The 23,083-nt window shown below is 59.7% G+C and carries 23 protein-coding genes and 1 pseudogene; 20 read left to right on the top strand and 4 right to left on the bottom strand.

What is annotated here, in order from left to right; all coding sequences use genetic code 11:
• Window positions 1-149: 149 nt before the first annotated feature.
• Entirely contained in the window at window positions 150-428 is a 279-nt protein-coding gene (locus ACK83U_RS25060) for an HU family DNA-binding protein (protein ID WP_112603912.1), read from the bottom strand.
• A 355-nt stretch (window positions 429-783) separates the two neighbouring features.
• On the opposite strand from ACK83U_RS25060, the gene ACK83U_RS25055 reads away from it, so the two are divergent.
• The 15 genes and pseudogenes from ACK83U_RS25055 to ACK83U_RS24985 all read left to right on the top strand — a co-directional run bounded on the left by ACK83U_RS25055 (window position 784) and on the right by ACK83U_RS24985 (window position 16,786).
• Entirely contained in the window at window positions 784-1,005 is a 222-nt protein-coding gene (locus ACK83U_RS25055) for a hypothetical protein (RefSeq protein ID WP_112603908.1), read from the top strand.
• A gap of 159 nt (window positions 1,006-1,164) precedes the next feature.
• Window positions 1,165-2,163, top strand: coding sequence for a Tim44 domain-containing protein (locus ACK83U_RS25050; RefSeq protein WP_112603906.1), 999 nt, complete (start codon window positions 1,165-1,167; stop codon window positions 2,161-2,163).
• A 318-nt stretch (window positions 2,164-2,481) separates the two neighbouring features.
• Complete coding sequence (locus ACK83U_RS25045) at window positions 2,482-3,492, top strand: zinc-dependent alcohol dehydrogenase family protein (protein WP_112603904.1); 1,011 nt, start codon at window positions 2,482-2,484, stop codon at window positions 3,490-3,492.
• Between the two features lie 557 nt (window positions 3,493-4,049).
• Window positions 4,050-4,139, top strand: coding sequence for a K(+)-transporting ATPase subunit F (kdpF, locus tag ACK83U_RS25040; RefSeq protein WP_041678183.1), 90 nt, complete (start codon window positions 4,050-4,052; stop codon window positions 4,137-4,139).
• 27 nt (window positions 4,140-4,166) lie between these two features.
• Window positions 4,167-5,870 (top strand): potassium-transporting ATPase subunit KdpA, encoded by a 1,704-nt coding sequence (gene kdpA / locus ACK83U_RS25035; RefSeq protein WP_112603902.1) that lies wholly within the window; start codon window positions 4,167-4,169, stop codon window positions 5,868-5,870.
• A 12-nt stretch (window positions 5,871-5,882) separates the two neighbouring features.
• Window positions 5,883-6,044, top strand: a complete 162-nt coding sequence (locus ACK83U_RS25030) for a hypothetical protein (RefSeq protein WP_162707999.1) — start codon at window positions 5,883-5,885, stop codon at window positions 6,042-6,044.
• A gap of 48 nt (window positions 6,045-6,092) precedes the next feature.
• A complete protein-coding gene (gene kdpB, locus ACK83U_RS25025) occupies window positions 6,093-8,180 on the top strand; it encodes a potassium-transporting ATPase subunit KdpB (protein WP_112603900.1) in 2,088 nt (695 codons plus the stop codon).
• A 12-nt stretch (window positions 8,181-8,192) separates the two neighbouring features.
• Entirely contained in the window at window positions 8,193-8,798 is a 606-nt protein-coding gene (locus ACK83U_RS25020; RefSeq protein ID WP_112603898.1) for a K(+)-transporting ATPase subunit C, read from the top strand.
• A gap of 59 nt (window positions 8,799-8,857) precedes the next feature.
• On the top strand, window positions 8,858-11,569 hold the full coding sequence (locus tag ACK83U_RS25015; RefSeq protein ID WP_112603896.1) for a sensor histidine kinase: 2,712 nt from the start codon (window positions 8,858-8,860) through the stop codon (window positions 11,567-11,569).
• Window positions 11,566-12,258 (top strand): response regulator transcription factor, encoded by a 693-nt coding sequence (locus tag ACK83U_RS25010; RefSeq protein WP_015342832.1) that lies wholly within the window; start codon window positions 11,566-11,568, stop codon window positions 12,256-12,258. Before ACK83U_RS25015 ends, ACK83U_RS25010 begins: the two co-directional genes overlap by 4 nt.
• Window positions 12,259-12,357: 99 nt before the next feature.
• Window positions 12,358-12,813 (top strand): PTS sugar transporter subunit IIA, encoded by a 456-nt coding sequence (locus ACK83U_RS25005; RefSeq protein ID WP_112337311.1) that lies wholly within the window; start codon window positions 12,358-12,360, stop codon window positions 12,811-12,813.
• Window positions 12,814-12,974: 161 nt separating this feature from the next.
• Window positions 12,975-14,003 carry a sulfate ABC transporter substrate-binding protein gene (locus ACK83U_RS25000; RefSeq protein WP_112398524.1) on the top strand — a complete coding sequence of 343 codons (1,029 nt, stop codon included), beginning with the start codon at window positions 12,975-12,977 and terminating at the stop codon, window positions 14,001-14,003.
• Window positions 14,004-14,009: 6 nt separating this feature from the next.
• Window positions 14,010-14,867 carry a sulfate ABC transporter permease subunit CysT gene (gene cysT / locus ACK83U_RS24995; RefSeq protein ID WP_015342835.1) on the top strand — a complete coding sequence of 286 codons (858 nt, stop codon included), beginning with the start codon at window positions 14,010-14,012 and terminating at the stop codon, window positions 14,865-14,867.
• Window positions 14,857-15,728, top strand: a pseudogene (gene cysW, locus ACK83U_RS24990) (sulfate ABC transporter permease subunit CysW). The gene cysT and the pseudogene cysW overlap by 11 nt, the downstream one beginning before the upstream one ends.
• An 11-nt stretch (window positions 15,729-15,739) precedes the next feature.
• Entirely contained in the window at window positions 15,740-16,786 is a 1,047-nt protein-coding gene (locus tag ACK83U_RS24985; protein ID WP_112411261.1) for a sulfate/molybdate ABC transporter ATP-binding protein, read from the top strand.
• A gap of 3 nt (window positions 16,787-16,789) precedes the next feature.
• On the opposite strand, the gene ACK83U_RS24980 is transcribed toward ACK83U_RS24985, so the two are convergent.
• The 3 genes from ACK83U_RS24980 to ACK83U_RS24970 form a co-directional block, all read right to left on the bottom strand.
• The gene (locus ACK83U_RS24980) at window positions 16,790-17,587 is read right to left on the bottom strand and encodes an NAD-dependent epimerase/dehydratase family protein (protein ID WP_112603892.1); all 798 of its coding nucleotides are present in this window, start codon (window positions 17,585-17,587) and stop codon (window positions 16,790-16,792) included.
• 102 nt (window positions 17,588-17,689) lie between these two features.
• Window positions 17,690-18,532, bottom strand: a complete 843-nt coding sequence (locus ACK83U_RS24975) for an endonuclease/exonuclease/phosphatase family protein (RefSeq protein WP_112603890.1) — start codon at window positions 18,530-18,532, stop codon at window positions 17,690-17,692.
• A gap of 123 nt (window positions 18,533-18,655) precedes the next feature.
• On the bottom strand, window positions 18,656-20,119 hold the full coding sequence (locus ACK83U_RS24970) for a phospholipase D-like domain-containing protein (RefSeq protein WP_112603888.1): 1,464 nt from the start codon (window positions 20,117-20,119) through the stop codon (window positions 18,656-18,658).
• A gap of 326 nt (window positions 20,120-20,445) precedes the next feature.
• Between ACK83U_RS24970 and ACK83U_RS24965 the strand changes: the two genes are divergently transcribed.
• The 5 genes from ACK83U_RS24965 to ACK83U_RS24945 all read left to right on the top strand — a co-directional run bounded on the left by ACK83U_RS24965 (window position 20,446) and on the right by ACK83U_RS24945 (window position 23,083).
• Entirely contained in the window at window positions 20,446-20,715 is a 270-nt protein-coding gene (locus tag ACK83U_RS24965; protein ID WP_112604057.1) for a DUF2934 domain-containing protein, read from the top strand.
• A 293-nt stretch (window positions 20,716-21,008) separates the two neighbouring features.
• Entirely contained in the window at window positions 21,009-21,200 is a 192-nt protein-coding gene (locus ACK83U_RS24960) for a hypothetical protein (RefSeq protein ID WP_246712159.1), read from the top strand.
• A 38-nt stretch (window positions 21,201-21,238) separates the two neighbouring features.
• Complete coding sequence (locus tag ACK83U_RS24955; RefSeq protein ID WP_112603882.1) at window positions 21,239-21,553, top strand: plasmid stabilization protein; 315 nt, start codon at window positions 21,239-21,241, stop codon at window positions 21,551-21,553.
• A 225-nt stretch (window positions 21,554-21,778) separates the two neighbouring features.
• Complete coding sequence (locus ACK83U_RS24950; protein ID WP_112603880.1) at window positions 21,779-22,516, top strand: glutathione S-transferase; 738 nt, start codon at window positions 21,779-21,781, stop codon at window positions 22,514-22,516.
• 3 nt (window positions 22,517-22,519) lie between these two features.
• Window positions 22,520-23,083, top strand: a complete 564-nt coding sequence (locus tag ACK83U_RS24945; protein WP_412474912.1) for a methyltransferase family protein — start codon at window positions 22,520-22,522, stop codon at window positions 23,081-23,083.

The following is a 23,083-nucleotide window of genomic DNA, read 5'->3' as shown; positions in this document are numbered from 1 at the left end:
GGAGCTTGGCGCAGCTTAGGCAGTTCGAGACAGTACCTTCGAAACCGCCTCACGACGAAGCGGCGCGTGCGCTCGTATGAAACGGCAAATGACCGGCCCTAGCGGATAGGGTCGGTCATGAGCCTACGGGCCTTCGGCCAGAGCAGGGATTATTTGTTGAGCGCATCCTTCAGCGCCTTTGCAGGCGTGAAGGTCAGCTTCTTCGATGCTGCAACCTTGATGGTTGCGCCCGTTCCCGGGTTGCGTGCTTCGCGCTCCGGCGTATCCTTGACCTTGAACTTACCAAAACCCGGAATTGAGGTCTCGGCGCCGGAAGTCGCGGCTCCGGTGATGGTGGCAAAGACGGCTTCGACGATTGCCTTACCCTGTGCCTTGGTGAGCTTGTGATCTGCGGCAATCTTGTCTGCAATTTCATTGGTAGTGGTCATGAGGCTTCCCCCGCATTGATAACGGCGGAATCATTTCCATTGGAGATGCCAGTTGTCACGAGGACTTCTGACATGAAAGGGCGAGAAAGCCTGCATTTCCACAGGTTCCGACGCATTGACGCCATTTTGGAGGTTTTCCGCGGGTGATTTTCCAGGCGAAGACCTGGCCATGCAGCCGATAGACAGCGACAAACGGGTATCCGCAGAAGCCTGCGAATCTCCGAAAATGGACGAGCCGTGGAGCAACGGCGCATCTTTTCACCATATGGACACCCGCTACGGCGGCGCGATCGGGGTGGCCTTTCGCTGGTTGGCTCTATAGAGGCTTGCTCACGATGGATGAATGGAACAAGCAATGGAACACGAGATCAAGATAGACAACCGCGGCGATTTCGGGCTGTGGGCAATCGAGGTCGCAAAGCAGATCATCAGCAGTGAGGGCCTTGAACTGGCAAGAGCAGCACGGGACGGCACGGACGACGATGTCCGCGCGGCCGGCAACGCACTTGGTCAGGCGATCACCAACGCAATGATGGAAATCTATGATGGCCTGATCGATAGAGCTGATGAAGGTTAGGATCGTCTTAGATCGTTGCTGCCGAGCATCCGTATACGGATAGATTGGTTTGGTTGAAATCCAAAAGTTTCGCCAACTTAAAATCGCAGCCTTACAATCACGAACAAGCATCCCCATATTAGGGCAAATTCGTCTTTCTGCCCTATGACAGGAGAGCCAATGTTCAGTGCAGTGTCGCGCTTTGCCAAGATCGCAGCTATCGTCGTCCTCGCCGCCGCGTCGTCCGTGGCGACCTTTGATGCCGCCGATGCGCGCCGGGCTGGATCCAGCGGCTTCGGAAGCCGTGGAACGCGCACCTTCGATACCCCGGCCATTACGAGGACAGCGCCCACGCAGGCCGCACCCATTGACCGGACGATGACGCAGCGGCCGCCGCAGCAGACGACGACCCAGCCGCCGCTTGGCGCGCCCCAGCGTCCTGGCCTTTTCGGCGGCTTCGGCGGGTCAATGATCGGTGGCCTGATCGCCGGTGGCCTTCTCGGCATGCTGCTCGGCCATGGTTTCGGCGGTGGCATCGGCTTTCTCGGAATGCTGCTGCAGATCGGCCTGATCGTGCTGCTCATCAGCTTTGCGATGCGCTTCTTCGCAAACCGGCAGCGCACGCAATATGCAGCACCCGGATCTGGGTCGTCCTACAATATGAACCCGATGAACAATGCCGGCGCATCGCCGCGTCCTTCCTTCTCCATTCCGTCCATCGGCGGCGGAGCAGCGGCCGCGCAGAAGGTGCGCCAAGCCAATGACGAGATTGGACTGCAGCAGGCCGATCTCGATCGTTTCGAGCACCTTCTCACCGAAATCCAAACGGCCTATGGCGCCGAGGATTATGCGGCGATCCGTCGGCTAACCACGCCGGAGGCGATGTCTTATCTGGCCGAGGAGCTCGGTGAGAACGCTACCAATGGCGTGCGTAACAGCGTTTCCGATGTGCGCCTGCTGCAGGGTGATATCGCCGAGGCCTGGCGTGAGGAAGATGCCGAGTACGCAACGCTTGCAATGCGCTACTCGAGCATCGACGCGATGGTCGATCGCACGACCGGAAAGCTTGTGGATGGCGACGACCGCAATCCTTCCGAGACGACGGAACTCTGGACCTTCGTGCGCAAGCCGGGTTCGGACTGGAAGCTTTCGGCGATCCAGGGAACAGGCCAGCATTAATCTTGAACTGACCCCAGTTGGAGATTGCCCCGAGCGGAACCCGGGGCAATCGGCTGATCCGGCACCGGCATGAGCCCCTCCAAGGCAGGGCTTGGCTTTTATCAAGCCTTATTTCGGTTGCGGCGCCGTCTCAAGGCCATTCGTTTTTTCGAAACGCTCCAACGCCATTGTGAGACGGCTTTCAGCAGAGTGCTTTGGTGCTTGCTGGAGCGTCTAGCGCACCGGCTATGGAGCGGCTAAGGGCACCATTGAGTGCTATAGTGCGGATGGGAGCAGCACAGTAGCGCAAGAATCAAATCTTATGCTTGGAGGACGCGAATGAGGGCAGTCCGTTTGGAAGCGATCGGCGATATGACCATGCGCATGGTCGAGAAGCCGAGCGCCGAACCGGGAGAGATCATCGTCCGGGTTCTCGCCGCCGGCATCTGTGGGTCCGACCGGCACATGTACAAGGGCGAATATCCGACAGCGATCCCGGTGACCCTGGGTCACGAGTTCTGCGGCCTCGTGGAAGAGGTGGGTGAGGGTGTTTCGTCATTTGTAGGCGGAGAACTCGTTACGGTCGATCCGAATATTACCTGCGGTACCTGCCCTGCCTGCCGGCGTGGGCGGTCGAATCTCTGCGCCAACCTCACGGCTATCGGCGTGACGCGGGATGGCGGCTTTGCCGACTATGTTGCGGTTCCCTGCGGCCAGGCGTTCACGCTGCCTCCGGATCTCGATCCCGTCCATGGCGCTTTCTGCGAGCCGCTGGCCTGCTGCATCCATGCCATCGACAAGGCACAAATCCGTCCGGGCGATAGCGTTGCCATATTGGGCGGCGGCGTCATCGGCCTGCTCATGGTCCAACTGGCCCGTTTGGCCGGCGCAGACCAGATTATCCTTGTCACGAGACAGCTGTCGCGGCGCGAGGCGGCGTTGCGCCTGGGAGCGACGCTGGCCCTCGACCCGACGGCGATCGATGCGGTTGCTGCCGTCAAGGACGCTACCCATGGCGGCGTTGACGTCATCATAGAATGCGCCGGCGTTCCCGAAACGCTTCAAAGCGGCGTTCGGATGGCGCGGCGCGGCGGTGCTTTCGTCCTCTTCGGTGTAACGCCGGCAGGCCTCGAAGTGCCCATTCTGCCGTTTGATCTGCTCGTCAATGAGGTTGAGATCAGGCCGGCCTATCTCAATCCCTTCACCCACGCTCGCGCCGCCGCCATGGTGGCAAGCGGGATTCTGGAACTGGATTCGCTTGTTACGAAGACGATCGGCCTTGAAGACGTGGCAGGCGTGATTGGAAGCGCGCCGCTGGCCGGCGAAATCAAGGTCATAGTCCGTCCCTGAACGCCGCTGTTTTCGGCGAGGTTGCAGACAAGGTCTATTAGCCGCGTTGGAACAAATCCCGCTCGATTGCAGGGCAGGGATGCCGAAGTGGACTCCGATCGCCGTCAGCGCCAAAATCCAGCTATATTAGACGTTTTTCATGTGCTATCATGCAATCATGGAGGGTGGTCGATCTTGAGGAATGCGCCGGATTCTTCGAGTGAGTTCGGCAATACAGGCAGGGCATCTGCCTCGCGTATGAGCAGACTTTCAGCCCATCATCATTCGCACTGGCATTTATAAGATTTTTATATCTTCCGCTTTCCCGCCGTCTCGAACCTTAATGCGGTTCGGTCGCATATTGTGTTCGGAAGATGCACCCCAAGTGCTCTTTTGGTCGGCAGGAAAAAGAGGCGCTCCGAGCAAGGGCGCTCTCCGTCATTTCTGCATTCAACAATAACAATCAAGGAATCGCGATCGATGATGGACATTCTTCTTGTCGGGATCGGCGTTTTATTCTTCCTCCTTTGCGTCGCTTACACCAAGGCCTGCGACAGCCTCTAGTCGGAGAGACGGCAATGCTTCTCGATTACATTCTCGGTGGCGGCGTGACGATCTTTCTCACCGTCTACCTGGTCTATGCTCTCATTCGCCCCGAGCGCTTCTAACGGCGCTGGATAGGGAAAGTTACCTCCATGACCTTCAACGGATGGCTTCAGATCCTCATTTACATCGGGATCCTTCTCCTGCTCGTCAAACCGCTCGGCGGTTACATGACACGTGTCTTTACCGGCGAGCGCACCTTCCTCTCTTTCGTCCTCCGTCCTGTGGAACGGGGGCTTTATCGTTTGGCCGGCACGGATGAGCGCGAAGAGCAGCACTGGACGACCTATTCGGTCTCCATGCTGCTGTTTAGCCTTGCCAGCTTCCTCGCGCTCTACGCGCTGCAGCGCCTGCAGGGCAGCTTGCCGTATAACCCGGCCGGCATGACCGCTGTCGGACCTGAACTATCCTTCAATACGGCGGCCAGCTTCGTCACCAACACCAATTGGCAGAACTATGGCGGCGAAAGCACGATGTCCTATCTCGTGCAGATGGCCGGCCTGACGGTGCAGAACTTCGTTTCCGCGGCAACCGGCATCGCCATCGCCATCGCGCTGATCCGTGCATTTGCGCGTGCCTCCGGCAAGGCGATCGGCAACTTCTGGGTCGATATGATCCGCGCGACCCTCTATGTCCTCTTGCCGATCTGCATCGTGCTGACGATTGCTTTCGTCTACCTTGGCGTCCCGCAAACGCTCGGTCCCTATGTCAATGCCACGACGCTTGAAGGCGCACAGCAGACGATTGCTGTCGGTCCCGTCGCTTCGCAGCTCGCCATCAAGATGCTCGGCACGAATGGCGGCGGCTTCTTCAACGCCAACTCGGCGCATCCCTTCGAAAATCCCGACGCCGTCTCCAACCTTATCCAGATGCTGGCGATCTTCTCCATCGGCGCGGCACTCACCAACGTCTTCGGCCGTATGGTCGGCAGCCAGCGTCAGGGCTGGGCGATCCTGGCTGCGATGGGCACGCTGTTCATCGCCGGCGTGATTGTCACCTATTGGGCTGAAGCGGCTGGCAACCCGCTTGTTCATGCACTCGGTGTCCAGGGTGGCAATATGGAAGGCAAGGAAGTCCGCTTCGGGATTGCCGCCTCGTCGCTCTTCGCGGTCATCACGACCGCTGCATCCTGCGGCGCGGTCAACGGCATGCTCGACAGCTTCACCGCGATCGGCGGCCTGATCCCCCTCATCAACCTGCAGCTCGGCGAAGTCATCGTCGGCGGCGTCGGCGCCGGTTTCTACGGCATCCTGATGTTCGTCGTCATCGCCATCTTCGTTGCAGGCCTGATGGTCGGGCGCACGCCGGAATATCTCGGCAAGAAGATCGAGGCCAAGGAGGTGAAGATGGCAATGCTTGCCGTGCTTTGCCTGCCCGCCGGCATGCTGATCTTCACGGCGATCTCCGCGGTATTGCCCTCCGCCGTTGCCTCGATCGCCAATGCCGGCCCGCACGGCTTCTCGGAAATCCTCTATGCCTACAGCTCGGCCGCGGCAAATAACGGCTCGGCCTTCGCCGGCCTGACCGGCAATACCCCTTGGTACAATATCACGCTCGGTATCGTCATGCTGATCGGCCGCTTCCTGGTCATCGTTCCTGCCCTTGCGATTGCCGGTTCCCTGATCAGCAAGAAGACGGTTCCTGCCTCGGCCGGCACCTTCCCGACGGATGGTCCGCTCTTCGTCGGCCTGCTCGTCGGCACGATCCTGATCGTCGGTGGCCTGACCTTCTTCCCGGCGCTGGCGCTCGGACCGATCGTCGAACATCTGTCGATGATTGCAGGCCAGACCTTCTAAGGAATGACGGTTATGAGCCAACCGCTTCTAGGCAAGCTTAGAAAAGCCATCGATCCACGCCCCTTCGACAGGGGGCGTGGCCCGGTCGGAACAGCCTGCGCGTCCGATGCCATTTTGCTGGCAATGGCCGCACTGTTCCTCGGCCTTGTCGTCTTCGGATTTTTGATCGGCTGATCGGCAGCGTTCCGATCTGACGTTTTCCTCTTCACGCTGGAGCCTCTTATGAGCCAGTTAAAATCAGCGAGTATTCTGGATTCTCGCATCCTCGTTCCGGCGATCGGCGCTTCGTTCACGAAGTTGAATCCGCGCACCCTCGCCAAGAACCCCGTCATGTTCGTCGTTGCCGTCGTGTCGATGCTGACGACCGTTCTCTTCCTGCGCGACCTTATCACCGGCGGCGGCAATCTCGCCTTCTCGCTGCAGATCAATATCTGGCTTTGGTTCACGGTATTGTTCGCCAACTTCGCCGAAGCCGTCGCCGAAGGCCGCGGCAAGGCGCAAGCGGACTCGCTGCGCAAGTCGCGCACGGAGACCCAGGCGAAGCTGCTCGTCGGCAACAGCCGCACCGACTACAAGATGGTGCCCGGCACCAGCCTCAAGGTCGGTGATGTCGTTCTGGTCGAGGCCGGCGATATCATCCCCTCGGACGGTGAGGTCATCGAAGGCGTCGCTTCCGTCAATGAAGCTGCGATCACCGGCGAGTCCGCACCCGTCATCCGTGAATCGGGAGGCGACCGCTCGGCTGTGACAGGCGGTACGCAGGTTCTATCGGATGAGATCCGCGTGCGCATCACGGCCGCTGCAGGCTCGACCTTCATCGACCGTATGATCGCGCTGGTCGAAGGTGCCGAACGTCAGAAGACGCCGAACGAAATCGCGCTTAACATCCTCCTGGCCGGCATGACGTTGATCTTCGTGCTCGCGACCGTCACGATCCCGAGCTTTGCCGCCTATGCCGGCGGTTCGATACAGACGGTCGTGCTCGTCGCCCTCTTCGTGACCCTGATCCCGACCACCATCGGCGCGCTACTGTCGGCGATCGGTATTGCCGGCATGGACCGCCTGGTGCGCTTCAACGTGCTTGCCATGTCCGGCCGCGCCGTCGAAGCCGCCGGCGACGTCGATACGCTGCTCCTCGACAAGACCGGCACGATCACGCTTGGCAACCGTCAGGCAACCGCCTTCCGTCCGGTCCGGGGGATCAGCGAGCAGGATCTCGCCGATGCCGCACAGCTCGCCTCGCTTGCCGACGAGACGCCTGAGGGACGCTCGATCGTCGTGCTCGCCAAGGAGAAATATGCGATCCGCGGCCGCGACATGACGAGCCTGAAGGCGACCTTCGTTCCCTTCACTGCACAGACCCGCATGAGCGGCGTGGACCTCGATGGCTCCTCGATCCGCAAGGGCGCTGTGGATGCCATCGTCGCCTATGTCGAAGGTGCAGCCAATGGTACGACGGAAGGCTCGGCGGTCATGTCCCGCACATCGAGCGAAATGCTGCGTGAGCTGCAAGGAATCGCCGACGAGATCGGCAAGGCCGGTGGCACGCCGCTTGCCGTTGCCCGTGACGGCCGTCTGCTCGGCGTTATCCATCTCAAGGATATCGTCAAGGGCGGCATTCGCGAACGCTTTGCAGAACTGCGCCGCATGGGCATCCGTACCGTGATGATCACCGGCGACAATCCGCTGACGGCCGCCGCCATTGCCGCCGAAGCCGGTGTTGACGATTTCCTCGCCCAGGCGACGCCTGAGATGAAGCTGGCGCTGATGCGCCAGGAGCAGGCGCAGGGCAAGCTTGTTGCCATGTGCGGCGACGGCACGAACGATGCGCCGGCACTTGCCCAGGCCGATGTCGGCGTGGCCATGAACACCGGTACGGTCGCTGCCCGCGAAGCCGGCAACATGGTCGATCTCGACAGCGACCCGACGAAGCTCATCGAGATCGTCGAGATCGGCAAGCAGCTGCTGATGACACGTGGCGCGCTGACGACCTTCTCCATCGCCAACGATATCGCGAAGTACTTCGCCATCATCCCAGCGATGTTCATTGCCTTCTATCCGCAGCTGAAGATGCTGAACGTCATGGGGTTGGCAACGCCGCAAAGCGCGATCCTCTCGGCGATCATCTTCAACGCGCTTATCATCGTCGCACTGATCCCGCTGTCACTGAAGGGTGTCCGCTACCGGCCGATCGGCGCCGGCGCGCTGCTCAGCCGCAATCTGCTGATCTACGGCCTCGGCGGCATCATCGTTCCCTTCATCGGCATCAAGGCCATCGATATGGCGATCACCGCCATCGGCCTTGTCTAAGGAGTTTCTCTCATGTTGAAACAAATCAGACCTGCGATCGTCATGATCGTCGCCACGACCGTCCTGACCGGCCTTGCCTATCCGCTTGCCATGACCGGTGTCGCCCAGGCGCTCTTTCCCCATCAGGCCAATGGCAGCCTGGTGGAGAAGGACGGTAAGGTGATCGGCTCCAGCCTTATCGGCCAGAATTTTACGGCGGATAAATATTTCCACGGTCGTCCCTCGGCCACGACCGGCGCCGATCCGAATGACGCGACCAAATCGGTTTCCGCACCCTATAATGCCGCCAATTCCGGTGGTTCCAATCTCGGTCCGACCAATTCGGCTCTGATGACACGCATCAAGGGCGATGCCGCAACGCTGCAGGCCCAGAATCCGAACGTGCCGGTTCCGATCGACATGGTGACCACATCGGGCAGCGGTCTCGATCCGGACATCTCGCCTGAGGATGCCTATTTCCAGGTGCCGCGTGTCGCCAAGGCCCGCAATATGGATGAGGCCAAGGTCAAGTCGCTCGTGGAGGCAGCCATAGAGCCGCGAGAGCTCGGGGTTCTCGGGGAACCTGTGGTCAATGTGCTGGCATTGAACCAGGCGCTTGATGCTTCTATGACTCAATGAGTTGAAGAGGTTGAGACGGTTAACGCCGTCTCAACCTTATCAGGAAAGACGACCCGCGAATGGCAGATGAAAGCCGCGACATGCTGAGCAGGCCTTCTCCCGATGCGCTTCTCGAAAAGGCGCGGGCCGAGACACGCGGGCGGCTGAAGATATTCCTGGGAGCGGCACCCGGCGTCGGCAAGACCTATGAGATGCTGATGTCAGGCAGGGCGAAGATCGCCGACGGCGTCGATGTTGTGATCGGCGTTGTCGAGACCCATGGTCGCCGTGAGACACAGGCTTTGCTCGACGGATTCGAGATCGTTCCGCGCGTCAATGTCGAATACAAGGGCAGGGCGCTCGAGGAGATGGATCTCGATGCCATCCTCAAGCGTCGTCCCGAACTGGTGCTCGTCGACGAACTCGCCCATACCAACGCGCATGGCAGCCGGCATCCCAAACGTTATCTCGATGTGAAGGAGCTTCTCGACCGTGGGATCGATGTCTATACGACGTTGAATATCCAGCACGTCGAAAGCCTGAATGACGTCGTTTCGCAGATCACCCGCATCCGCGTGCGCGAAACGGTGCCGGATTCAATCATCGACATGGCCGATGATGTCGAGATCATAGATCTGACGCCTGATGATCTCATCAAGCGGCTGCACGACGGCAAGGTCTATGTCTCGAAGACCGCAGAACGGGCGCTGACCAATTACTTCACGCCGGGCAACCTGACGGCGTTGCGCGAACTGGCGCTGCGACGCACAGCCCAGCGCGTCGACGACCAGCTCCTGACCCACATGCAGGCGCACGCGATCCAAGGCCCCTGGGCTGCCGGCGAGCGTGTGCTCGTTTCCATCGATCATCACCCGCGCTCGGCGTCGTTGGTCCGATATGCCGCCCGCATGGCCGCGCGTCTGCGGGCCCCCTGGGCAGCCGTCTATGTCGAGACCAACCGCTCGATCAGTTTGAGCGAGGCGCAGCGCGACACGATTGCCGCGACGCTCAGGCTCGCCGAACAGCTCGGCGGTGAAGCTATCACGCTTCCGGGCCGCGAGGTGGCGGAGGAACTGCTTCGCCATTCGGCGAGCAACAATGTCACCCACATCGTCATCGGTTCGCCGAAAATCGGCTCCTGGCGCGATTGGTCTCGCCGCTCAGTTTCCTATGATCTCATCCGCAGGGCTGGGGACATCAGCGTCCATGTCATTTCCGGCAGCGAAGCGGATGGCGAGGCTGCAAGGCGGGGTGTCAAAGTGGCGCCTTCGCCGCCGCCTTTCCAGCTCCGTGGTTATGTCCTGGCAACACTCTATGTCGCCATCGCGCTCGGTGTCTGCGTCATCCTCGATCAGGTGCTGGATGTGCGAAATCTGGCGCTCGTCTTCCTGATGGCGGTCCTGGCAAGCGCCGTGACCCAAGGTCTGCGTCCGGCGCTCTATTCCTGTATTCTCGGCGCGCTTGCTTTCAACTTCTTCTTCCTGCCGCCGCGCTACACACTGACGATCAGCGATCCGGAAAGCGTGCTCGCCTTCTTCTTCTTCCTCGGTGTCGCGGTGATCGCGAGTAACCTGACGGCGACGGTGCAGCGCCAGGCGGCGGCGGCGCGACAGCGGGCGCGAACGACGGAAGACCTCTATCTTTTCTCCAAGAAACTCGCCGGCACCGGCACGCTCGATGATGTTCTCTGGGCGACCGCCTTTCAGCTGGCCTCGATGCTGAAGCTGCGTGTCGTGCTGCTTCTGCCGGAACATGGCACCATCGCCGTCAGGGCCGGCTATCCGCCTGACGATACGCTCGATGATGCCGATATTGCCGCGGCGCGCTGGGCATGGGAGCACAATCACGCCGCCGGCCGTGGCGCAGATACGCTACCGGGTGCCAAACGCCTTTACGTTCCACTCCGCACCGGCCGCACTGCCGTCGGCGTCATCGGCCTCGATAGCGACCGGCGCGACGGCCCGCTCTTGACGCCGGAGCAACAGCGGCTGCTCGACGCGCTCGCCGATCAGGCGGCTCTTGCCATCGAGCGCGTACAGCTGGTTGCCGATGTCGATCGGGCGAAGCTTGCCGTCGAGGCGGACCGGCTGCGCTCGGCATTGCTGACGTCCATTTCTCATGATTTGAAGACGCCGCTCGCTGCCATCCTTGGGGCGGCAGGCACCTTGCGGGATTATCTGGAAACCCTGCCGCATGAAGATCGCGTCGATCTCCTCTCGACCGTCATCGACGAATCCGAGCGCCTCAACCGCTTCATCGCCAATCTTCTCGATATGACCAAGATCGAGTCCGGTGCGATGGAGCCGAATTATGCCCTGCATTATGCCGGCGATATCGTCGGCAGCGCGCTGCGGCGGGCGGAAAAAATCCTGACGCATCACCGTGTCGACGTGCAGATGCCCGTCGATCTGCCGATGGTGAAGGTCGATCCGGTGCTGTTCGAGCAGGTGCTGTTCAACCTGCTCGACAATGCCGCCAAATATGCGCCGGAAGGATCGGCCATTCGGCTGGAGGCCTGGTCCGATATCGACAACATCGTCTTCCGGATAATGGACGAAGGACCGGGTATTCCGCCCACCGACCTCGAGCGCGTCTTCGATACATTCTACCGCGTACGCAAGGGCGATCAGGTGCGCGCCGGAACCGGTCTTGGCCTGTCCATCTGCCGCGGTTTCATCGAGGCGATGGGCGGCACGATTGCCGCCGGTAACAGAACGGATCGGCAGGGAGCGGTCTTCACCATCCGCCTGCCGAAACCAACAGATGTTCCGAAGCTGGATGAATTGAAATGAACACTACCGCCGTCAAGATTCTCGTTGTCGATGATGAGCCCCCGATCCGCAAGTTGCTGCGCGTCGGTCTTGGTGCCCAGGGCTACGTCGTCAACGAGGCACAGAGCGCCGCATCGGCTCGGGTATCGGTCGCCGAGGATCAACCCGATCTGATCGTGCTCGATCTCGGCTTGCCCGACAAATCCGGCCAGGACCTGCTTTTGGAATGGCGTGAGGATGGGGTGCAGATTCCGGTGGTCATTCTGTCGAGCCGCACCGATGAAGCTGGTATCGTCAAGGCGCTCGAGAGCGGCGCCGATGATTATGTGACCAAGCCTTTCGGCGTCAACGAGCTTGCTGCCCGTATCCGTGTGGCGCTGCGCCATCGCCTGCAGCAGCAGGGCGAAAAGGCGATTTTCCAGACTGGCGGCCTTTCCATCGATCTCGTCAAGCGCATCGTCAAGGTCGATGGCAGGGAGATCAAGCTGTCGCCGAAGGAATACGACATCCTGCGAGTGCTTGCCCAGCATGCCGGCAAGGTCCTGACGCATCAGTTCCTGCTGAAGCAGATCTGGGGGCCGGCGGCCGATGTGCAGTATCTGCGCGTCTATGTGCGGCAGCTCCGGCAGAAGATCGAAGAAATCCCGGATCAGCCACGCTATATCACCACCGAAACAGGCGTCGGCTACCGGCTGCGCGAGCCGGATTGAGGCGGCGGAGATCTCGAGCCCATTATCGAGGCGATTTGGCCTCGGACTTGTGGCGATGAATGCCATTTCAGAATTTATTGCCGGACCTTGAGTGCGACCATGGACCTTTCCACGATCATTCTTCCCGAACATGTCTTTGTCGGCGTCTCCACTCCGACGAAATGGCGGGCATTACAGATGCTGTCGTCGAAGGCAGCCCATTGCTTTGGCCTGGACGAGGCAGTGGTCCTGCGGGCGCTGGAGACGCGCGAAAAATTGGGCACGACGGGGATCGGCAATGGCGTTGCGGTTCCGCATGCCGCCATCGCTGCCATGACGAGGCCTCGGGGACTGATGGTGCATTTTGCACATCCCGTCGATTTCGAAGCCATCGACGACGTGCCGACGGAATGGGCTTTCGTGCTGTTGTTCGGAGAGGGCGGTCGGAGCGACTATCTGAACGTGCTTGCCGCGATCGCGAGGCGTTTGCGCACGGAAGGCGTTCTGACGGCAATGCGGCAGACAAAGAGCGCTGACGAACTCTATTCCGTCTTTATGTCCGACACAATTTGCTGACGACGCATCCGTTGGGCATCTGATGTCATTCTGGAATGTGATTTCACTTTTCTGGATTATATGGGATGCTGTTCTCCACGGTTGCTGAAAACGGGAACTGTCTTCGTTACTTTATACGACCAAGTTGGTAGGGTTTAAGGACAAACGAAGGGGGTGTATTCATGCAGACGATAAAGCTTTCACGGCTTCTCGCCACAGCAGTTCTGATCGGCAGTTTCTCGATCGCGGCCGTCGCGCCGACCTGGGCGGCGGACAAGACGCTTCTTAATGTTTCCTACGATCCGACCCGTGAACTCTATAAGGACTTCAACACGGCCTTTGCTGCCAAGTGGAAGAAGGACACGGGTGAAACCATCAATATCAAGGCTTCGCATGGCGGTTCCGGCGCGCAGGCCCGCTCGGTTATCGACGGTCTCGATGCCGATGTCGTGACGCTCGCCCTTGAAGGCGATATCGATGCGATCGCCAAGGCGACGCACAAGATCCCCGCCGACTGGAAGACCAAGTTCCCGAACAATTCCGTTCCCTATACCTCCACCATTGTTTTCCTGGTGCGCAAGGGCAATCCCAAGGGGATCAAGGACTGGGGGGATCTGGTCAAGGATGGCGTCGAAGTCATCACGCCGAACCCGAAGACATCGGGTGGTGCCCGCTGGAACATTCTGGCGGCATGGGCCTGGGCCAAGCAGGCCAATGGCGGCGATGATACCAAGGCGCAGGACTATGTCGGGCAGCTCCTGAAGCATGTCCCGGTCCTCGACACCGGAGCGCGCGGGGCGACGACGACCTTTGTGCAGCGTGGTCTTGGTGATGTGCTGCTCGCCTGGGAAAACGAAGCCTATCTCTCGCTCGACGAGCTCGGCCCCGATAAATTCGAGATCGTAACACCATCCGTTTCGATCCGCGCCGATCCCCCGGTTGCCGTTGTCGACGGCAATGTCGACACCAAGGGCACGCGCAAAGTCGCGGAAGCATACCTGAACTACCTGTACTCGGATGAAGGTCAGAAGATCGCTGCGAAGCACTATTACCGGCCGATCAAGCCGGAAGCAGCCGATCCGAAGGATGTCGCTCGTTTCCCGTCCCTGAAGCTCGCAACTATTGACGACTTCGGCGGATGGTCTCAAGCTCAGCCGAAATTCTTCGCTGACGGGGGCGTCTTCGATCAGATCTATAAGCCGGGACAATAAGACTGAATGCATTCTATAACCCGCAAACGGTGGCGGTTACGGCAGCCGAGCGTCATTCCGGGATTCGGATTGGCGCTCGGCGTTACCTTGGCTTGGCTCATCTTCATCGTTCTCATTCCGCTGTCGGGACTGCTGTGGAAGAGCAGTGCGCTCGGCTGGCAGAATTTCTGGGCCCTCGCGCTTGACGTGCGCACGCTCTATGCGCTGCGCATGAGCTTCGGCGGCGCCTTCATCGCGGCGCTCGTCAATGCCGTGCTCGGACTTATCCTGGCTTGGGTGCTGGTGCGTTACCGCTTTCCGGGCAAGCGCATCCTGGATGCCATGGTTGATCTGCCGTTCGCCCTGCCGACGGCAGTCGCCGGTATTGCCTTGACGACGCTCTACGCGCCGAATGGCTGGATTGGGCAGTTCCTGACGCCGCTCGGCATCAAGATCGCGTTCACTCCGGTCGGTATTGTCATTGCATTGATTTTCGTCGGCTTGCCGTTCGTGGTGCGCACCGCGCAGCCCGTCATGGAAGAGATCGACCGCGAGGTCGAGGAAGCGGCAGCGACCCTCGGCGCGTCGCGTTTCCAGACTATAACCCGCGTGCTCTTGCCAGGTCTTGCGCCGGCGGCGCTGACGGGGTTTGCATTGGCATTCGCGCGCGCGGCCGGCGAATACGGATCGGTCATCTTCATCGCCGGCAACAAGCCCTATGTTTCCGAAATCGCGCCGCTGCTCATCGTCATTCGCCTGGAGGAATATAATTATTCGGCAGCGACGGCGATTGCGACGTTGATGCTGTTTATTTCCTTCACCATGCTTTTGATCATCAATCTCATCCAGTCCTGGAGCAGAAGGAGGTATGGCTATGGCGCATGATCTTTCTGCACCGGTCGAAACGGGTCGTTCCGTCATCACCGAAAGCCGGCTTGCGCGCATCGTCTTCATATTGATCTCGCTCGCGTTCCTGACGCTGATGGTGCTTCTGCCTCTCGCCGCCGTTTCGTCGAGGCATTCCGCAAGGGGATCGAGACTTTCTTCGAAGCTCTCGTCGACGAGGAGACCTTCGCGGCCATCCGGCTGACGTTGATCGTTGCCGGTATCAGTGTGCCGTTGAATCTTGTCTGCGGCGTTGCCGCCGCCTGGGCGATCGCCAAGTTCGAATTCAAAGGCAAGGCCTTACTGACGACGCTGATCGATCTGCCCTTTTCTGTGTCGCCGGTCATATCGGGCCTGGTCTTCGTGCTGTTGTTCAATTCGAACAGCACGCTCGGCCCCTGGCTGCAGAGCCACGGCATTCAGATCTTGTTTGCGGTTCCAGGGCTGGTGCTGGCGACGATGTTCGTCACCTTTCCATTCGTCGCGCGTGAACTGATCCCGCTGATGCAGGAGCAGGGCAGCGCAGACGAGGAGGCCGCACTTTCGCTTGGAGCGAATGGCTGGCAGACCTTCTGGTATGTCACTCTGCCGAACATCAAATGGGGTCTGCTTTACGGCGTGCTGCTTTGCAACGCCCGCGCCATGGGTGAGTTCGGCGCCGTTTCGGTGGTTTCCGGCCACATTCGCGGCGAAACAAACACCATGCCGCTGCAGGTCGAGATTCTTTATAACGAATATAATTTCTCTGGGGCCTTTGCCGTTGCTACGCTCCTGGCTCTGCTTGCCCTTGTCACATTGATACTGAAGACGCTGCTGGAAATGCGCTATAGCGAAGAGATCGCAGCCAGCCGGCGTCACTGAAGGAATTTTTGATGGAAGTTCGCGTTCAAAACCTGCGCAAGGAATTCGGTCGCTTTCCCGCATTGCATGACGTGTCCCTGGATATCCGCTCGAGCGAACTGATCGCGCTTCTCGGGCCATCCGGCTCTGGCAAGACGACGCTGCTGCGCCTGATTGCCGGGCTGGAAACGCCCACGGAAGGCAAGATTTTCTTCGGCGAGGATGATGCTTCGTCGAAGACCGTGCAGCAGCGCAACATCGGCTTCGTGTTTCAGCATTATGCGCTGTTCAGGCACATGACCGTGCTCGACAATATCTCCTTCGGCCTGAAAGTTCGCTCGGCATCGCGGCGCCCGCCGCGCGATGAAATCCGCCGCCGTGCAACGGAGCTGCTAGAACTGGTGCAGCTAAATGGCCTGGAGAAGCGCTATCCAACGCAGCTTTCAGGCGGCCAGCGGCAGCGTGTTGCGCTGGCGCGGGCCATGGCCGTGGAGCCGAATGTCCTGCTTCTCGACGAGCCCTTCGGGGCTCTCGATGCGCAGGTGCGCAAGGATCTGCGCAAATGGCTGCGCGAGATTCACGACCGCACCGGCCACACCACCGTTTTCGTGACCCATGACCAGGAAGAAGCACTGGAGCTCGCCGATCGCGTCGTCGTTCTCAATAAGGGCGCGATCGAACAGGTCGGCACGCCGGACGAGATCTACGACACGCCGAACTCGCCTTTCGTCTATGGATTCATCGGTCAATCCAATCGCCTCAAGGTGCGCATCACCAGCGGTGAGATATGGTTCGATGACAAGCCGCTGGGGCTCAGCACGCCGCATGAGCCCGATGGCGAAGCCTATCTCTATTTCCGACCCCACGATATCGAGATTCGCGACGGCGATAGCGGCGCGATTGCGGGTTTGCTCGTTGCCAGCAGGCGCGTGGCAGGTACCCGCCATCTCGAGATCAACATCGGTGCCGAGCACGATCCTATGGAGATCGAACTGCCGCCGAACAAGGCGGACGCATTGGACCGCAACCGCATCGCCTTCAGGCCGACCCGTTGGAAGCTCTTTCGCAACGGCGTCTGACGATCAGTCCTCGGGGTGAGCGGCAGAAACGAAGCCGCCGCCCTGATAGACGATTGCGGGATCGTTTGGATCCTCAGTGGGCGTTCTCGACAGAATTTCGGCCCGCCACGGCGCTGCGCTATCGCGCGGCTTCCAGCCGAGGAAAGCTGCGTTGCTGTTGTCCCACCATTGTTCGTCATTGTCCGAGACGCCGTAGACGATCGTATGGCCAAGGCGCGGGGCGTTGAAAGCGCAATCGCACAGCGAGACGAAATCCCTGATGCTGAACCAGGTGGCGAGCATGCGCGTATTGCGCGGCTCCGGGAAGCACGAACCAATACGCACCGAAAGCGTTTCCTGGCCGAACTTGTCGAAGTAGAGGCTGGCGACAGCCTCGCCGAATACTTTTGAGACGCCATAGAGCGAATCTGGCCGTGTCGGCACCTTGTTGTCGATCCGCTCGTCGCGACGGTAGAAGCCGATCGTGTGATTGGAGCTTGCAAAAATGATGCGCGGCTTGCCGGCGGCGCGCGCTGCTTCATAAAGATTGTAGAGGCCGACGATGTTGCCTTGAAGGATCAGATCGAATGGCTTCTCGACCGAAATGCCGCCGAGATGGATGATCCCGTCCACGCCCTTGACCATTGCCTCGACGCCGCCACGGTCGGCGAGATCGCAAGCGACGAAACGCTCGTTCGGACGCAAGTCGCTTATCGGCGAGAGATCGGATAAAACGACATTCTCGGCAATTTGCGACAGAAGCGGCCTGATCGCCTGCCCGACGCCACCGGCGGCGCCAGTCAGCAACAAAGTCTTCAGCATGGATTGTCTCCCGGATCGGTCAATTGCGGGCAGCCTATAAGATGGTCCTTCGCCCGTCATCACATATATCGGTGGGATCAACACGAAGCATGTCGATAACGTCTAGGCTGTCTGTGGATGCCGCTGAGCGTCGTTGTCGAACGTTTCGAGACTGACGACCGCCTTGATGGGCAGATGATCCGACGCCATGCGCGCCAGTGGTGAGTCGTGCACCTCGACCGCGGAAATCATGCCTCGGCGATTTGCCATGATGCGATCGAGTGCCAGGAGTGGCAGCGTCGAGGGAAAGCTCGGAACAGCAGGGGGAAGCGGGCCGAAGGCGGCCTGGAAGGTATTGAGCGATGAGCGGTCGCCCAGCCGCCATTCATTGAGATCGCCCAGCAGAACGGTCGGCATCTCGCTGCCGCCGTTCATGAGGTCGACGATCAGGCGTGTCTGCTGGGCACGCGAGCGATGCAGCAGGCCGAGGTGCGCGGCAATGATTCTGAGGCTTCCTCCGCGCGCCAATTCCAGTTCGGCAATGAGTGCGCCGCGCGGCTCCAGCCCGGGCAGATTGATCTGATGGACATCGCGAACCGTGCCCTGCTTGAAAAGCACGACATTGCCATGCCAGCCATGGGCCTTGGTGACGCCGGTGATCGGCACCGGAATAAGCCCCGTCTCGCGCTCGAGGCGACGCAGATCAAGGATACCCGTGCGTTCCCCGAAACGGGTGTCGGCTTCCTGCAAGCCGATGATATCGGCATCGATTTCATGAATGACGCGACTGGTGCGTTCCGGATCGAAGCGACGGTCGGCGCCGACGCATTTGTGGACATTGTAGGAGGCGATCAATGTGCCTTCCGGTCGGTCCACCTGGCCGCCAGCCGGCTTGGGGCGCGATTTCTTGCGGTTCTTCAGGCTTTCCAGAATGCTCGCACGGAGGCTTTCTTTCTTCTTTCGCATCTATCCGTCGACCGTTCCTTGATCAGACCATGTCGGGCACATGGGAAAGAGTATAAGAAGCGATCGTTGGCCTTGTCATGTAAAAAGGCTGCGACCAGGCCAGATTGTTCGGCCGAGCGAGCGTCAGAGATAGGGCGAACCGAGCCAAAGCACCTTTTCGACAAGTCTGACGATGAAGGGCCGCGCCCGAAGCTTTTCGAGATCGACCGGATGCGCCGTTTCGAGGATTGCGCCGATATGCGCATCGATCGTGCCGGCAAAGCCGCGATCGAGCACCTCGAGATCAACCTCGAAGTTGAGCCTCAACGAGCGCGGATCGAGATTGGAAGAGCCGACATAGGCCCAGATGCCGTCGATGGCCAAGAGCTTGGAATGGTTGAAAGCGCCTTCGGCGCGCCAGATGCGGCAATAATTCTTCAGCATCTGGTCGAATTGCGCCGTCATGGCTCGGTCGACGAGCACGAGATTATTGGCTGTCGGCACGACGATATCGACCTCGACGCCGCGCCGGGCTGCTGTCACTAGAGCGCTGATCAATTCTCGATCGGGCAGGAAATAAGGCGACATGATGCGGATGGATTTGCGCGCCACCGACAGCGCACCAATCAGCATCTTATGATTGGTCTCGACGCTGCGATCCGGGCCGGAGGCGACGACCCGCATAAAGACGGGGGCACCCGGCTCGTTGGAAGGGGCGGCAATTCGCCACTCCGGGGCGTTCAGGACCTCGCCCGTGGTAAAGCGCCAGTCTTCGGCTGCCGTATTGAAGAGATCGGCGATTGCCGGTCCTGTGACGCAGAAATGCATGTCGCGGGCGCAGTGATCGCGAGCGAATTCGCGCGTAAAACCCTGGCGTATGTTCATGCCGCCGGTAAAGGCAATTCGCCCGTCGATGCTGAGGATCTTACGGTGGGTGCGCAGATTGGCGTAGGGCAACCGGAGGCCGATGATGACATTGCCGTTGAAGACGTCGACCTGAACGCCGCCCTGGCGCAGATAACCCATGATACTCGGCACGGAATAGCGGGCGCCGACGGCATCGATCAGCACGCGGACGCTGACGCCGCGTTTGGTCGCGCCAATCAGGGCATCGGCGATGCGAAGGCCGATCGGATCGCGATCGAAAATATAGGTTTCCATCAGGATGCTGCGTTCGGCGCCATCGATTGCGGCTTTCATCGCGGCATAGGCGACATCGCCGTTCGTCAGCATCTCGATCGTATTGCCGGTGCTCATCGTGTAACGGACGACCCGGTCGCCGAGCGTCTTCATCGAGCCGAAACGTTCGCCGAAGAGCCGCCGCACCTCGCCGTCATCCGCGTCGAAGCTGGAGAGCTCGCCATTCGCATCCTTGCGAAAGAGCGCATCTCGCTGCGAGCTGAGGGAGGCCCGGCGGATTCGATTGATGCCGGCGACAGCATAGAGGACGGCACCGATGATGGGGGACAGGATGATGACGCCGACCCAGCCGATCGCGGCGCGGACATCCTCTTTGGTCATGGCTGCATGGATTGCAGCGGCGGCCCCCATCGCGATGGAAAGGACGGCGAGAATTTGGCCCCAATGGGCGGCCACGAGGTCGATCATGATGCAAGTATATCCTTGCGCGCAAAAGCTGCAATGAGCCGGCTTGCGGTCATCAGAAGGCTATCGGTGCGAAAATTCATCCTATTAGATAATTTTAATTGAACCCCGTTGTCACCGCCTTCATAGTTAGGGTGCTTCGGCTGCTTCGCTACCGTCCCTCACGGTAAATCTGTCTTTCGTTTGAAGCGCCACTGCGGTTCGAGAGTCGAGACCGAAGAAGGCTTGACCTAGTGTCTTGACTGCTCGGGGGAGGCGTAAAGCCCGCATTTCAAGAACGGGCATTGTTCATCAAAACCATGTTCAATGATGCGAACGGAGAACAGCAGATGTTGGAACCTCGGGACGAATGGATCAAGAAACGCGCATACGCCATATGGGAAGAGGAAGGTCATCCTTCGGGACGCGACGCCGAGCACTGGGCGCAGGCGAGCAGCGAGCGTATTGCGCTTGAAATGACTGTAGCAAACGGCAGCACGATCGATATCAAACCAAAGGCGAAACGCAAGACGGCGGTCGCTGCGGCGGCTGTTGCCGAGGAGAAATCGGCCAAACCCGCGAAGAAAACGCCGAAGAAGGCTGTAGCGCCGAAGGTGTAAGGCGTGTCGGTCTCAAGAGTGTGGCGGAGACAGGAGCGGCCTGTTGGCAACGGCGGGCCCTCTCTCTTTCAAGAGACGGCGGCCGGCGGAATATTTGCAATAATTCCGGTGATTTGGCTCTCCTGCGCGACATAGTTGTCACACATCGATGCTACGAATTGCGAAGGGAGCTTAGCAATGGGTCGTAGCGACATCGATGATAGGGAAATGACTGTTGCCGCAATCGTTGCGGCGTGCTGCGCTGCCTGCTTTGCCAATGGGTTTGGAGCGATGCGATGACATCCCTCCTTATATTGACCGCGCTCTATCTGCTGGCCGCCTTGGTCCTGATTTTGATCATCGATCGTTCAGTCGGCATCTTTTTCCCGGCTTCGGCCAAGCAATCTGCCGCCGCGCGGCATGATCGGCGCTTCCGAATGCTTCCGGCCAATCTGCTGTTCAGTAATCGCAATTCGCCCGGGCGGATCTCGGAACCTTTTCTCTGACGACGGGTTGGTTTTTCGTCCTAACAAGGAGAAAGATCATGCCCCGAGGAGACAAATCGGCCTATACGGACAAACAGAAGCGCAAGGCTGAGCATATCGAGGAAGGATATGAAGACCGCGGCGTTTCCAATGAGGAGGCGGAGCGGCGTGCCTGGGCGACGGTCAATAAGGAAAGCGGCGGCGGCAAGAAATCCGGCTCCGGTTGCGGCCATTCCGAAAATCACGAATCGTCCGAAAAAGGTGGCAGGATCGGCGGACGTGCCGCCGCCAAGCGGCCCGCAGCGGAGCGTTCCGCCTCTGCGAGGAAGGCGGCGGCGACGCGTAAACGCCACGAGCATAATGCGCGCAGCTAGCCTCCCCGTTGGAGGTCTCGCCGGACCTTTTTCACACGCCGAAGATGACATTCACAGGGCTTCTGGCGCATATGTGTAGCCCATACCGTCGGTCGCCACTTATCTTCTGTACCATCGGCGCTAAATTGTGGGCTTGCGATGCGCCGATGGTGACGGTGACGAGAATATGCCCGTCGCTACGACTGCCGCGGCTGACGTTTTCAATTCTCGGGAGTGAAAAACCGCATGGTTTACGAACTCTATTATTGGGATGGCATTCAAGGGCGCGGCGAATTCGTTCGGCTGGCGCTGGAGGAGGCGGGTGCGGAGTATGTCGATGTTTGTCGCGGACCGGCAGCCAAGGGGCAGGGAATGCCCGCCATGTTCGCCATCATGGGCGGAAAATCCGACTTCGATCTTCCGTTTGCGCCGCCATTTCTGAAGGACGGTGATCTGATTATTCCGCATGTGGCGAATATCCTGATGTATCTCGGGCCGAAACTAGGTCTGGCACCGAGGGACGAAGGAAAGCGCCACGTGTTGAACGGCCTGCAGTTGACCATCACCGATCTCGTCGCCGAGGTACACGACACGCATCACCCGATCGCAACGTCGAAATATTACGAGGACCAGAAGCAAGAGGCCAAAGCGCGCGCTGCAGAATTCATCGAAAACCGCATTCCCAAGTTTCTCGGCTATTTCGAGAAAGTGCTTCAGCAGAACCCCGAAGGATCGAGCCATATCTTCGGCGGCGAATTGACCTATGTCGATCTATCGCTGTTCCAGGTCTATGAGGGATTGCACTATGCCTTCCCGCGCGCGACAAAGCATTTTGAGCGCGATTATCCGCATCTGACTGCGCTGCACGCAGCTGTCATGAAACGGCCCAACATTGCTCGCTATCTTCAGTCCGATCGCCGCATTCCCTTCAATGAGAACGGCATTTTCCGGCACTATCCGGAACTGGACAAAGATGTGGGCTGAGCGATGCTTTATCAATTCATTCCTGCATGCTGGATCATCTGGCTGCTGATCTGGCTTTTCGCCTCGTTCGGCGTCAAGAAGAGCGTGCGGCAGGAGGATCCGTGGTCGCGGCTCGGCAATACCGCGCCGATCTGGATCGGCGCCTTCCTGCTTTCAATCGATCCATCGTGGTTCGGCCCCTTGCGATATCGTATCATTCCGCAAGACCCTACATCTTATGCAATCGGTGCTGCTTTGACCTTCATCGGTCTGATCTTCGCCGTCTGGGCGCGCTATCACATCGGTAGAAACTGGAGCGCCGTGATTACCCTCAAGGAGGATCACGCGCTCGTACGCTCCGGTCCCTATGCGCTCGTTCGGCATCCGATTTATTCCGGCCTGATGCTTGCCATCATCGGCTCGGCAATTGCGCGAGGCGACATCGCGGCGGCCCTGGCCATCGTCGCCGTTCTCTATGCCGTGCTGCGCCGTGTGCAGATCGAGGAAAGCTGGATGAGCGAGACCTTCGGCGTGGCCTATGCCGACTATAAGGCCAGTACGCCGGCGCTGGTCCCGTTTCTCGTGTAG

This window comes from Rhizobium sp. WW22 (assembly GCF_047041135.1).
In the GTDB taxonomy this organism is placed as follows: domain Bacteria; phylum Pseudomonadota; class Alphaproteobacteria; order Rhizobiales; family Rhizobiaceae; genus Rhizobium.
The sequence above is the reverse complement of the archived record's forward strand: the minus strand, read 5'-3'. Positions and strand labels throughout refer to the sequence as shown.